Consider the following 12,249-nt stretch of genomic DNA (forward strand, 5'->3'; position numbering starts at 1 on the left):
GCGGCCCTCCCTGAGGCATGCAAAAAACCGTAGCGATACGGTCGCATCACGTCACGACGACTTATCCGCGCGGTTTGCGAAATGCCTCATATCCGCACCTTCGGCCATGCTACATTCTCGGTCCCGAGCGCAGAGCATGATCCGGCGCGGCTCCCCTCAGGTGGTTTCCGCGGGCCGGGCGGGCACCGTCAGCCGCAGCAGCGTGCCGCCGCCTTCGGCCGGCTCGGTCTCGATCGTCCCGCCGTGGCCGCGAGCGACCTCGCGCGCGGCGGCCAGCCCCAGTCCCGACCCGGGCACGGCGCGCGCCGACAGCGACCGGTAGAAGCGGTCGAAGACATGCGGCAGGTCGGCGGGGGCGATGCCCGGGCCGTAATCGCGCACCGTGAGCTCGCCGCCCCTGCAGGTCGGCGATGAACGTCGTGCGCGGCCAGTCCCGCCGCCCGGCTGCGTGGTCAAGCGCCCGCTGACGATCCTGCAGATCGACGCGCTTGACGATCCGTGGGTTCCATACAAGCCCGGCGAGCATGGCAAGGAGTCACCCCCGGCCACGGTGGAGGTCGGCCTGCTGCGCGCGACCGATGAATGCACGCGGCAGACCGTTACCTCGCGGTACCCGGCGATGACCCTCACGACGTGGAACAGCTGCACCGCGGGCACCCGGCTGGCGTTCGCCGTCTACGACACCGGCGGCCACAACTTCCCGCCGCCCAAGGGCAAGACCCCAGGGGCCGCCCAGATCATCTGGGCCTTCTTCACCAAGACCGCCGTCGCGCCGCTCCCGAACTAGCCGCCCCCGCTCCCGCCCCCGCCCCCGCGCGCCCCGCTGCCCCGGCCCCCGCGCACCAGCCCCCGCCCCCCTCCAGCCCCCCAGCCCCCCAGCCCCGGGAAGATCCTTAGCAGAGCTAACGTTCTTACCGATGGCCAGGGAAACGATCAGGGAGCCGGTGCCGCCAGCCGTGACAGCCACTCAGGACAGCCCAGCCGGCCGCGCCGAGACCGCGCCGCGGGCGGGCCGCACGTCTACCCGGGTCGCCGCGTCCCTGCGGCACCGCAACTACCGGCTGTTCTTCGGCGGGCAGCTCATCTCGATGGCCGGGACCTGGATGCAGACGGTGGCCCAGTCCTTCCTGGTGCTCAGCCTCACGCACAGCGGCACCCAGCTGGGGCTCACGACGGCCGCGCGGTTCCTGCCTGTGCTGCTGTTCGGCCCGGCAGGAGGGCTGTTCGCCGACCGCTGGGACAAGCGGCGCGTGCTGTACGTCACCCAGACGAGCGCCGGCCTGCTCGCCGGGGCGTTCGCCATCCTCACCGCCACGCACGAGATGCGGCTGTGGACCGTCTACCTGCTGGCGGTCGCGCTCGGCCTCGTCAACGTCTTCGACAACCCCGCGCGGCAGACATTCATCTCGGAGATGGTCCCGAAGGAGGACCTGCCGAACGCCGTGACGCTCAACTCGGTCTCGATGAACCTGGCCCGGGTGTTCGGGGCGGCGCTCGGCGGCGTGCTCGCCGCCGCGCTCGGCCTGGCGCTGTGCTTCGCGTGCAACGCGCTGTCCTATGTCGCGGTGCTTGTCTCGCTGGCCGCGATGCGTACGCCCGAGCTCTACCCCGCCGGCCGGGTGCCCAGGGAGCGCGGTCAGATCCGGCAGGGGCTGCGGTACGTGCGCGGCACGCCCGAACTGCTCATCCCGCTGACCATGATCGCCGTCGTCGGCACGCTGGCCTGGGAGTTCCAGGTGTCGCTGCCGCTGATGGCGAGCAAGGTGTTCGGCGGCGGTGCCGCCGCCTATGGCGTGATGGCCTCGGTGATGGGCGTCGGCGCCGTGATGGGCGGCCTGGTCTCGGCCGCCCGGTCGCGCCCGCGGGCACGTGCGCTGTCCCTGGCCTCGGTCGGCTGGGGGATCGCCATCCTGGTCGCGGCATCGGTGCCGACGATGCCACTTGAGCTGATCGCGCTCCTCTTCGTCGGGTACGGCAGCATCACGTTCAACTCGATGGCCAAGACAACGCTCCAGCTCGCCGCCAAGCCGAGCATGCGCGGCCGCGTGATGGCGCTGTGGGCGCTGGCCTGGCTGGGCTCTACCCCGATCGGCGGGCCCCTCGTGGGCTGGATCGGCCAGGACGCCGGTGCTCGCTGGTCGCTGGTGGTCGGCGGCCTGCCGACGCTGCTGTGCGGCCTGCTCGCGCTGCCCGCGCTCAGCCGCATCGACCGCGGAATCGCCCGCCGCCAAGCCCCCGAGGCCGTGTCGGCGATCGCCAAGCGGCCGCCGGATGCCGGGCCTGGCGCTGGGAGCCACAGCGCCAGCCCTATTGACGCGGGGGGTCACAGCGCCAGCACGCCGCAGGGCCAGGAACCTGCGCCCGGCCTGCCGGCCGGACAAACTACCCATACCGGGCGCTGTCCGCGCCCGCCGGCCAAGATAGGACCCGAGCGGCCGCCGGAAATCGGTATAAAACGGACAATAAACCTGCGTCCCGGGTCCTAAGTTTCCGATGCTGTCCCACTATCTGAGATGGCCGCCGGACAGCCGCCCGGGCCCCAGGCCAGCCTGGCACGCCCCGCCCCACCGCTAACCCGCACATCATCGGCACCTGACCAGGTGACCTGCCCGCGCGGCCGCGCGGGACCGGCGACGCAGCCACTTACTACTTGCCGGCATTTGGCGGCTATTGGCGCGGGGTCAGCGCCAGCTCCTTGCCTGCTATCAGGAAACGAGGGACGCGAATACCACGACGGAGCTGAGGTAATGGCCAGTGCCGGGATCGAAAACGCCGCCGCAGGTTATCAGCCGAAGTGCAGCGTAATTGGCCGAACCATAAATGGCGCTGGTCGGGAATCTGGTCTTGAGGTACTCGCGCACGCCTGTGACGCGGAAAATGGCCGTGTCTCCGTCGGCGAGCATCACGTCGACCGTGTCCCCCGGACGGAGCGCGCCCAGGCGGAAAAAGACGGCGGGACCCCGATAACTGTCGACGTGCCCCTCGATGACAGACGCCCCGATCTGGCCGGGAGTCGCCGAGTACTCGTACCAGGCTGCTTCGCTGGCACTTGTCGTAAGCGATGGCACCTGGATCGTGCCGTCCGTGTTCAGGCCAAGGTAGAGGAGTTTGGAATCCACGCCAATCGCCGGGATGTCCACGGACAGCGGCAGCGAACGGCGCAGCGACGGCCCTCTGGCGCCGGAAACGGCGGGCCCGATGGTGCCGCGCGCCGCGGCGTTGGGTTGCGGGGCGTGCTGCTGGGCGAGTATTGCGATGCCTACGGTGACGGCACCGCCGAGCAGCAGCAAGGCACCGGCGATTCCCGCGACCCGGGCGCGGAATTTGCCGGCCGGAGGCGGGTCGGGCGGGGCTGCCCTGTCGCTGTCCGGCCAGGACATGACAACACGCAACCCGGCTATGCGCCGCCAGGTCACATCGCCCAACGCGTTTCCTTCCTGCCGTCTTCCGCAGAACGTGATACCCGCGTAGCCTGAAGTTCAAATGGAAAAGATGCGATTGCGTGCCAGTGCCGTCCACGGGCTTACCCTTATGGTCTTCTGCCGAGCGTATAAGGGAGCCTCATGAAGGCGCGCATTATCACTCGCGGAACGGTGGCCAGTGCCAGGCTGACGGCTCTAAGCTGCGCTGCCTTGATAGTCCTTGTTGCGGTAACGGTCTGCGCGTGCACAAGTTCCTCGTCTACGACTGCCCCGTCGATATTCACCCCGTCGGGTACGGCGACACGTCCGCATACGAGCACCGCGACGGCCTCTCCGCGGCCGACCGCGAGCCACACGGGGAAGGCATCGCCGTCACCGAAGCGGTCCCCGACCTCGACGGCTAACCCGACGGAGGCGCCGAGCACGACCCACCCGCCGATCCCCTCGGCCAAGCCGTACCCCAGTGGTGCCCCGGCGACCGGGGGCGGCGGGACGGCGGGACTGCAGGATGGCCTGCTGTTCGGGGCCGGCGGAGCCGCGATGCTGGCCGGCCTTGGCAGCCTCGCCTACCGCAGAAGGCTCACCCGCACCCGCCGAGCCGCATCCTAATCAGGCGCATCCTTATCGGCCGCATCGGCTCGCCGCCGCCGCGCGTCCACGTCAGATATACCTTACAGGGGTATAGTATTGATGTAGGTCGGCAAGCGGAGGCTGTCCTGATGAGCGCCACGGAACTCGCCATCGGCGGAATGACGTGCGCCTCATGCGCGGCCCGAGTCGAGCGCAAGCTCAACAGGCTCGAGGGCGTCAGGGCGACGGTCAACCTCGCGACCGAGACGGCGTGGGTGTCCTATCCCGAGTCGCTGGGGGTCGCGGACCTGATCGAAGCAGTCGAACGCGCGGGGTACACGGCGGGATTGCCCGTGCCCGCGCGAGCTGGCGCCGCGGACACCACCGCGCCGGACGGCGAAGCGCCGGACGGCGAAGCGGGGGACGGCGAAGCGAAGGACCGCGCACCCGCGGACAGCGCACCCGCGGACACCGCCGCAGGCGCCCTGCGGTGGCGGCTTGCGGTTTGCCTGGCCCTGGCCATCCCGGTCACCGTGTTCGCGATGGGCGCCTCGTTCCCTGGCTGGGAGTGGGTCTGCCTGGGCCTGGCGACACCGGTCGCCACCTGGGGAGCGTGGCCGTTCCACCGGGCCGCCGCCGTGACCGCACGGCACGGCGCGCTGACCATGGACACCCTGGTCAGCGTGGGGGTCGCGGTGGCGTACCTGTGGTCGCTTTACGCGCTGGCGACCGGCTCAGGGCACGCCTACCTGGAGGTGGCGTCGGGCGTGACCGCGCTGATCCTGCTCGGCCGCTACCTCGAGGCGCGGGCGAGGCGCCGGGCGGGAGGGGCGCTGCGCGCGCTGCTGTCGCTGGGCGCGAAGGACGCGGCGGTGCTCCGTGACGGCCGCGAGGTGCGCATGCCGGCGCACCGCCTCGCCGTTGGCGACGAGTTCGTGGTCCGGCCAGGGGAGACGATCGCGGCCGACGGGGTGGTCGTCTCAGGCGCTTCGGCGGTGGACACGTCGATGCTGACCGGCGAGCCGGTGCCGGCCGAGGTGGGGCCGGCGGACGCGGTGACCGGCGGCTGCGTGAACGTCGGCGGGCGGCTGGTGGTGCGCGCGACCAGGGTAGGCGCCGACACCCAGCTTGCCCAGATGGCCCGGCTGGTCGCGCAGGCGCAGGCGGGCAAGGCGCCGGTGCAGCGGCTCGCGGACCGCGTGTGCGCCGTTTTCGTCCCCGTCGTGCTGCTGCTCGCCGCCGCGACGCTCCTCGCCTGGCTGGCCGCGGGTCAGCGGCCCGCCGTGGCGGTCGCGGCCGCGGTCGCGGTGCTGATCATCGCCTGCCCGTGCGCGATGGGGCTCGCCACCCCGACCGCGCTGCTTGTCGGCACGGGGCGCGGAGCCCAGCTGGGCATCCTGATCAAGGGGCCGGAGGTGCTTGAGTCCACCCGGAGCGTGGACACCGTCGTGCTCGACAAGACCGGCACCGTCACGACCGGCCGGATGGTGCTCGCCGACGTGGTGGCCGACGGCGCGGACCTGGGTGAACTGCTCCGGCGGGCCGGTGCGGTAGAGGACGCCTCCGAGCATCCGATCGGCGCGGCCATCGCGGCAGGCGTGCGGGAGCGGCTCGGCGGCAGCGCGGAACTGCCCGCCGTCTCCGGCTTCGCCAGCACGCGAGGGCTCGGCGTGCAAGGCGTCGTCGAGGGCCGCGACGTTGCGCTCGGCCGGGCCGGCTGGCTAGCCCGGGCACACGGCATGAAGATCCCCGCTGATCTCGCCGGCGCGGCGGCCGAAGCCGAAACAGCGGGCCGGACCGTGGTGTTCGCCGGCTGGGACGGCCGGGCGCGCGGATTGTTCGCCGTCGCCGACACGGTCAAGCCGACCTCCGCGAAGGCCGTCGCGACGCTCGCCGGGCTAGGGCTGCGGCCCGTGCTCCTGACCGGCGACAACGAGCGCGCGGCCCGGGCGGTGGCGGCCGCCGTCGGGATCGGCGACGTGATCGCGGGCGTCCTGCCTGAGGGCAAGGCCGACGTGGTCAGGCGGCTCCAGGGGGCCGGCCGGGTGGTGGCCATGGTCGGGGACGGGGTCAACGACGCCGCCGCGCTCGCCCAGGCCGACCTGGGCCTGGCGATGGGCACGGGCGCCGACGCGGCGATCGAGGCCAGCGACCTCACCTGCGTCCGCGGCGACCTGCTCGCCGTGCCGGACGCGATCGCCCTGTCCAGGAGGACGCTCACGACGATCAGGCAGAACCTGTGCTGGGCGTTCGGCTATAACGCGCTGGCCATCCCGCTGGCCGCGTTCGGCCTGCTCAACCCGATGATCGCGGCCGGGGCGATGGCGTTCAGCTCGGTGTTCGTCGTGACGAACAGCCTGCGGCTGCGGCGGTTCAGCGGGATGGCCACCAGACGCGCTCCCCGATGGTAAGCAGGCTGGCCGGTACCAGCACGGTGCGCACCACCAGCGTGTCGAGCAGGACGCCGAGCGCGACCGCGGTGCCGACCTCGGTGATGTCCACCTGCGGGATCTGGGTGAGCGCGGCGAACGTGCCGGCGAGGACGACGCCGGCGGCCGTGATCACGCCGCCGGTGACGCCAAGCCCGCGCAGCGTGCCGTCCCGCAGGCCGAGCCGCCGTGACTCCTCGCGGACCCGCGCGGACAGGAAGATGTTGTAGTCGACCCCGAGCGCGACCAGGAAGATGAAGATGTAGATCGGGATCACCGACTGGACGCCTGAGTACCCGAACGCGAAGCGCCACAGCAGGCTCGACAGGCCGAACGAGGCCGCGAAGCTCAGCGCCGTCGTCACGACGAGCACGACCGGCGCGATGATCGCCCGCAGCAGCAGCGCGATGACGATCAGGATCACCACGAGCACGAGCGGGATGATGACCACGGTGTCGCGGCCCGCCGACTGGGCGGCGTCGTACTGGATCGCCGGGTTGCCGCCCACGAGCGCGCCCGGCGCGTCGTGGGAAAGCCGCTGCCGCAGGTCCACGATCGCCGCCGTCCCCGCCGAGCCGAACGGCGGGACCGACAGCACCACGGTGAAGTTGTCGTACCCCCCGACCGGCGCGCCCGCAACCACCTCGCCCACGCCCGGCGTCGCCCGCGCGGCCGCGAGAGCCGCGCCCGCCTGGCCCGGCGGGGCGAGCAGCACGAGCGGCGAGATCGCGCCGGCCGGGAAGTGCGCGGCCAGCAGCTGCTCGCCGGCCACGCTGCCCGGCCTGCCCTTCACGTTGTCCACGGGGTTGTTGTCGATGCGCAGCGAGGCGAGGCCGGCGCACGCCGCGCCGAGCAGGAGCACGACCGTGAGCGCCGTGCGAACCGGGTGGCGCGCGACCCGCTGGCCGATCCCCGCCCAGATCCGGGACTCTTCGCGGCCGGTCGCGCCAACGCGCGGTATGCGCGGCCAGAAGGCCGGCCGCCCGACGACGAGCAGCAGCGCCGGCAGCAGCGTGGTCTGCGCGAGCAGGGCCGAGACGATCCCGACGGCGCCGACCGGCCCGAGGCCGTGCAGGGAGGCCGAGTCCGCGGCAAGCAGGCAGATCATGGCGCAGGTGACCGTCGCGGCGGAGGCGACGAGGGTCGGCAGGGTCCGGCGCAGCGCCACCGCCATCGCGGCCTCGGTCGCGGCATGGTGCCGCAGTTCCTCGCGGTACCTGTGGACGAGCAGCAGCGCGTAGTCGCTGGCGGCGCCGAAGACCAGCACGATGAGGATGTCGGCGGACAACGTGCTCACGGTGAGCCCGGCGTTGGCCAGGCCGTGCGCCGACGCCTGCGCCAGGACGATCGCCGCGATCGCGCCGAACAGCGGCAGCAGCCACAGCACGGGGCTCCGGTACACGAGCAGCAGGATGACCGCCACGATCACCAGCGCCGTGAGCAGCAGGATGGTCTGCTGGTTGCCCGCGCTCTCGTCGGCGTTCACGGCCGCCGCGCCGGTCACCTCGGCGACCAGGCCGGCCGCCCCCTTGCTCACCGGCCCGGCGATCGCGTCGCGGATCGCCTTCACCGCGTCGTGGTCGACGGCGCCGGTCTGGCTGGCCTGCCCGCTGATGTCCGCGGTGAACGCCACGGCCGCGCCGTCGGCCGACGGCTGCACCGGGCCGGGCGCGGCGAGGCCGGCGACATGACCGGCGAGGCCCGCCACGGCGGCATGCGCCGAGGCGATCACGGCCCGGTCCGCCGCGGTGAGTCCGCCGGCCCTGACGATCACCACGATCGCCTGGTTGGTCTCCGGCTGCCCGCCGGCGTGCGCGGCCGACTGCGCGGCGGCCTCCTGGAGCAGCGCGACCTTGGTCGAGGGCGCCGAGGACGGCAGGTAGGCAGCCGCGGTGTCGTTGGTCACCTTCGACAGGCTGCCTGACAGCCCGTGCAGCGCGACGATGGCCAGCACCCAGACGACCACCACTGGCCAGCGCAGCCGGCGCAGCACGGTCGCGAACCGGTCGTCCGGCGTCCGCGGTGTCCGCCTGTGCGAGCCCTGGGTCTGGGCGGTCGGCATTCCGGGCGCCTCCTCGTGACCGGCTACCGGCCGAAGCGCCGGTGCCGGGCGACGACCGCCAGCACGATCACCGGAATGAGCAAGCCGAAGCTTGCGTGGTACCCGTGCTGGAGGCCGCCGAGCACGCCGCCGATGACCAGCACCGCGACCGCGCACAGGATCGCGATGCGGGCCGCCGGCAGCGGACGCGGTCCGGCCAGCCCCGCGCCCGCGCCCGCCCCCGGAACTCCGGCCCCCGGAACTCCGGCGGCAGGAACCGCGGCCTTCGGCAGGTCGGTGAACAGCCCGCCGAGCTCGCTGCCGGTCCGCGCCTGCAGGGCGCGGCCGGACCGGTCTTCGAACTCCTCGAGCGTGAGCCGGCCCGCCTGGTAGTGCTCGCTCAGTTCGGCGACCGCCCGGTCGCGGTCGGAGTCCGACACCCGGAGCTGGCCACGCGGGTAACCGCCTGTCACGTTGTCCATGGCTGATATCTCGCTCGCGCTCATGCCTCCTACGCTATGCAGCAGGAGGCGCCGTGCCGTCGGCGCGTGAGTGGAATTCCCGGAATCAACCCTGGGGTGGAGACGTCAGCCCAGGGCTGGCCGGCCCGGGTTGAGGCCGGCTGGCCGGGAAAACCCATGCCCGGCCACTGCCGCGGGTGCGCGAGAATACCGACATGGATGTGCTCGCCGACCTCGAGGCGCGCGGCCTCGTGCAGGACAGCACCGATCGCGACGCGCTCCGTGACCGGATCAGCGCCGGCCCGGTCGGCGTCTACTACGGCTGCGACCCGAGCGCGGACAGCCTGCACGTCGGCAACCTGATCGGCCTGCTCGTGCTCAGGAGGTTCGCCGACGCCGGGCACCACGCGATCGCGCTGGCCGGCGGCGCGACCGGCATGATCGGCGACCCGGGCGGGAAGTCGAAGGAGCGCAACCTGCTCGACGCGGAGACCCTCGCGCACAACACCGCGCGGATCGCGCGGCAGCTGGAGACGATCTCCCGTGTCCCGCTGGTGAACAACCTCGGCTGGACGGGCTCGCTGACCCTGCTCGATTTCCTGCGCGACGTCGGCAAGCACGCGAGCGTCAACCAGATGATCGCCCGCGAGTCGGTGAAGGCGCGGCTGGAAAGCGACAACGGCATCTCCTTCACGGAATTCAGCTACCAGCTCCTGCAGGCCAACGACTACAGGCACCTGTTCACGCACCACGGCGTGGAGATCCAGATCGGCGGCTCCGACCAGTGGGGGAACCTGCTGGCGGGCGTGGACCTGATCAGGAAGGCGGACGGCGCGCACGTGCACGCGTTCACCTGGCCGCTGCTGCTGCGCTCTGACGGCAAGAAGTTCGGCAAGAGCGAGGACGGCGCGGTGTGGCTCGCCGCCGACCGCACCTCGCCGTACCAGTTCTTCCAGTACTGGATGAACGTGACCGACGCGGACGTGGAGAGGTTCCTGCTCCAGCTCACGCTGCTGCCGGCGGAGGAGTGCCAGGCGGTGGCGGCCGCGCACGCCCAGGCCCCGAACAAGCGCGAAGGCCAGCGCAGGCTCGCCCGCGAGACCACCACGATCGTGCACGGCGCGCGGGCGACCGCCGCCGCCGAGGAGGCCAGCGCGATCCTGTTCGGCGAGTCTCCCGCGGGGGCGTCCGCGCAGGCGCTGTCGTTCCTGGCCGCCGAGGTGCCAACGTCGGCGTTCGTATCGGGCGGCACGGTCGCGGCCATGCTCGCCGCCACCCCGCTGGCCTCGTCGCTGTCCGACGCCCGGCGGACGATCGCGCAGGGCGCCGCGTACGTGAACGGCGCGCAGGTGCCGGAGGACAGGCCGCTGTCGGACGGTGACCTCCTGCACAACAGGTGGGTCCTGCTCCGCCGCGGTAAGCGGACATACCACCTCCTCGATGCCGCTTCCCGCTTATTTTCCCCCGAACGGTCCCGCCCGACTGTGCACGGACCGTCACCGCGGCAGTCGCCACCGCAGCGTTCGGGATGACGATTTCCCTTTATTTTCCGGGGTTTCAGAGGGAACAAGCCTAGACGCGCAGCGTGAGGCGATGGTAGGACTGCTCCCATGCGCAGTGGATGGGCTGCTGCATCGGGGAGCGGTATCCGGCGAGCCGGGGATGCCGCCCAGTGGGGGGTGCGCCGGTGATAGCCGTCGTCGGCGAGGCGCTGATCGACTTGGTCGTGGACGACGAGGGCGGGGTTGTCGCGCGGCCGGGCGGCGGGCCGTTCAACACCGCGCGGACGCTGGCCAGGCTGGGCGCCCCGACGCTGTTCCTCGGCCAGCTTTCTGCCGACCCCTTCGGCCGGATGCTGCGGGACCGCCTTGACCGCGACGGCGTGGCGCTCGGGGTGCCGGCGCCTGCGCCGGTGCCCACCACGCTCGCGGTCGCGGACGTCGGCCCTGGCGGGGCCGCCAGCTACGAGTTCTACCTGACGGGCACCGCCGCGGCCGACGTCGAGTACCCGGTGCTCGCCGCGGCCCTCCCGGACGAGCTGACCGCCTTCCACCTGGGCAGCCTGGCGCTGGTGATGGAGCCGATCGCCTGCAGCATCGAGCGGCTGATGGCGGACCTGCCGCCGGACGCCCTGGTGATGGTCGATCCCAACTGCCGTCCAGGCGCGATCGCCGACAGGGACTTCTACCTGGACCGCTTCGAGCGGCTGATGCACCGCGCGGACGCGGTCAAGGTGAGCGTGGATGACCTGGCCTACCTCTGCCCCGGGGTCCCCGTCGAGGTGGCGGCCACCACGCTGCTCGGGGAGAAGCTCGCGCTCGTGCTCGTCACCGACGGTTCGCGCCCGGCGCGGGCGTTCCTGCCCACTGGCGAGGTCAGCGTCGATGTCCCCCCGGTGCGGGTCGTGGACACGATCGGCGCGGGCGACGCGTTCGGCGGCGGGTTCCTGGCCTGGTGGGCGGCCCACGGGCTCGGCCGGGACGACCTGCGGCTGGCCGGCCCGGTCCGCGACGCGCTGCGGGCCGCGGCCTGGGTGGCGGCGCTGACCTGCGCCAAGGCCGGCGCCGAGCCGCCGTGGCGGGCGGAGGTGCAGGAGTCCGCCGGCACCTGGTGACGTGCCACACTGAGGCCGTGGATTACCCGCCCTCCCCAGTGCCTGCTTTCCTGTTCGACTTGGACGGGACGCTGATCGACAGCGTCTACCAGCACGTGATCGCGTGGCGTACGGCGCTGCTGCGGATCGGGATCGACCTGTCGGTGTGGCGGATCCACCGCCGCATCGGGATGAGCGGCGGCCTGTTCGTCCGCGCGCTGCTGCGCGAGACCGGCCGGACGCTGTCGGCGGCCGACATCGAGCAGCTGCAGCTCGCCCACGCCGCCGAATACTGCGGCCAGCTCGGGTCGGTGACCGCGCTGCCCGGGGCCAGGGAGCTGCTCGCGGCGCTCACCGAAGCGGGCGTGCAGTGGGCGATCGCGACCAGCGGGTACGCGGCGACCGCCCGGCCCGCCCTTGAGCTGCTCGGGCTCCCCGCCGACACCCCGATGGTGACGCGCGACCTGGTGCGGCACGCCAAGCCAGACCCGGACCTGTTCCTCGCCGCGGCCGCCCTGCTCGGCGCGGAGCCGCGGCACGCGATGGTCGTCGGCGACAGCGTCTGGGACATGCTCGCCGCCCGCCGCGCCGGGGCGCTCGGCGTTGGGCTGCAGTCGGGCGGGTACGGTCGTGACGAGCTGGAACGCGCGGGCGCCTATCGCGTGTACGCCGACCCGGCCGAGATGCTCGCCCGCATCGACGAGATGGGCGTCCGCGGCGACACCCCCTGACG

The 12,249-nt window shown here is 72.4% G+C and carries 11 protein-coding genes; 7 read left to right on the forward strand and 4 right to left on the reverse strand.

Annotation, left to right across the window (positions count from 1 at the left end):
* Nucleotides 1-156: 156 nt before the first annotated feature.
* A complete protein-coding gene (locus Q1N79_RS13150) occupies nt 157-381 on the reverse strand; it encodes a sensor histidine kinase (protein ID WP_367185065.1) in 225 nt (74 codons plus the stop codon).
* A 1-nt stretch (nt 382) separates the two neighbouring features.
* Between Q1N79_RS13150 and Q1N79_RS13155 the strand changes: the two genes are divergently transcribed.
* Together Q1N79_RS13155 and Q1N79_RS13160 are read left to right on the forward strand one after the other, a co-directional pair.
* Nucleotides 383-787, forward strand: coding sequence for a hypothetical protein (locus Q1N79_RS13155; RefSeq protein ID WP_300608849.1), 405 nt, complete (start codon nt 383-385; stop codon nt 785-787).
* Between the two features lie 130 nt (nt 788-917).
* Entirely contained in the window at nt 918-2,486 is a 1,569-nt protein-coding gene (locus Q1N79_RS13160; protein WP_300608831.1) for an MFS transporter, read from the forward strand.
* 219 nt (nt 2,487-2,705) lie between these two features.
* Here Q1N79_RS13160 and Q1N79_RS13165 read toward each other — a convergent pair whose 3' ends face one another.
* A complete protein-coding gene (locus Q1N79_RS13165; RefSeq protein ID WP_300608847.1) occupies nt 2,706-3,416 on the reverse strand; it encodes a class F sortase in 711 nt (236 codons plus the stop codon).
* Nucleotides 3,417-3,664: 248 nt separating this feature from the next.
* Between Q1N79_RS13165 and Q1N79_RS13170 the strand changes: the two genes are divergently transcribed.
* A complete protein-coding gene (locus Q1N79_RS13170) occupies nt 3,665-3,826 on the forward strand; it encodes a hypothetical protein (protein ID WP_300608833.1) in 162 nt (53 codons plus the stop codon).
* A gap of 315 nt (nt 3,827-4,141) precedes the next feature.
* Entirely contained in the window at nt 4,142-6,403 is a 2,262-nt protein-coding gene (locus Q1N79_RS13175) for a cation-translocating P-type ATPase (protein WP_300608835.1), read from the forward strand.
* Here the strand turns inward: Q1N79_RS13175 and Q1N79_RS13180 are convergent.
* Together Q1N79_RS13180 and Q1N79_RS13185 are read right to left on the reverse strand one after the other, a co-directional pair.
* On the reverse strand, nt 6,366-8,483 hold the full coding sequence (locus Q1N79_RS13180; protein ID WP_300608837.1) for an MMPL family transporter: 2,118 nt from the start codon (nt 8,481-8,483) through the stop codon (nt 6,366-6,368). The genes Q1N79_RS13175 and Q1N79_RS13180 overlap by 38 nt on opposite strands.
* 23 nt (nt 8,484-8,506) lie before the next feature.
* Nucleotides 8,507-8,968 (reverse strand): DUF1707 domain-containing protein, encoded by a 462-nt coding sequence (locus Q1N79_RS13185; RefSeq protein ID WP_300608839.1) that lies wholly within the window; start codon nt 8,966-8,968, stop codon nt 8,507-8,509.
* A 170-nt stretch (nt 8,969-9,138) separates the two neighbouring features.
* Here Q1N79_RS13185 and tyrS point away from each other — a divergent pair, with 170 nt between their 5' ends.
* The 3 genes from tyrS (at nt 9,139) to Q1N79_RS13200 (ending at nt 12,247) form a co-directional block, all read left to right on the forward strand.
* On the forward strand, nt 9,139-10,455 hold the full coding sequence (gene tyrS, locus Q1N79_RS13190) for a tyrosine--tRNA ligase (RefSeq protein WP_300608841.1): 1,317 nt from the start codon (nt 9,139-9,141) through the stop codon (nt 10,453-10,455).
* 155 nt (nt 10,456-10,610) lie between these two features.
* Nucleotides 10,611-11,537 (forward strand): PfkB family carbohydrate kinase, encoded by a 927-nt coding sequence (locus Q1N79_RS13195; RefSeq protein WP_300608843.1) that lies wholly within the window; start codon nt 10,611-10,613, stop codon nt 11,535-11,537.
* Nucleotides 11,538-11,554: 17 nt separating this feature from the next.
* Entirely contained in the window at nt 11,555-12,247 is a 693-nt protein-coding gene (locus Q1N79_RS13200; protein ID WP_300608845.1) for an HAD family hydrolase, read from the forward strand.
* Nucleotides 12,248-12,249 lie beyond the last annotated feature (2 nt).

It is taken from the genome of Trebonia sp. (assembly GCF_030042015.1).
Lineage (GTDB): Bacteria > Actinomycetota > Actinomycetes > Streptosporangiales > Streptosporangiaceae > Trebonia.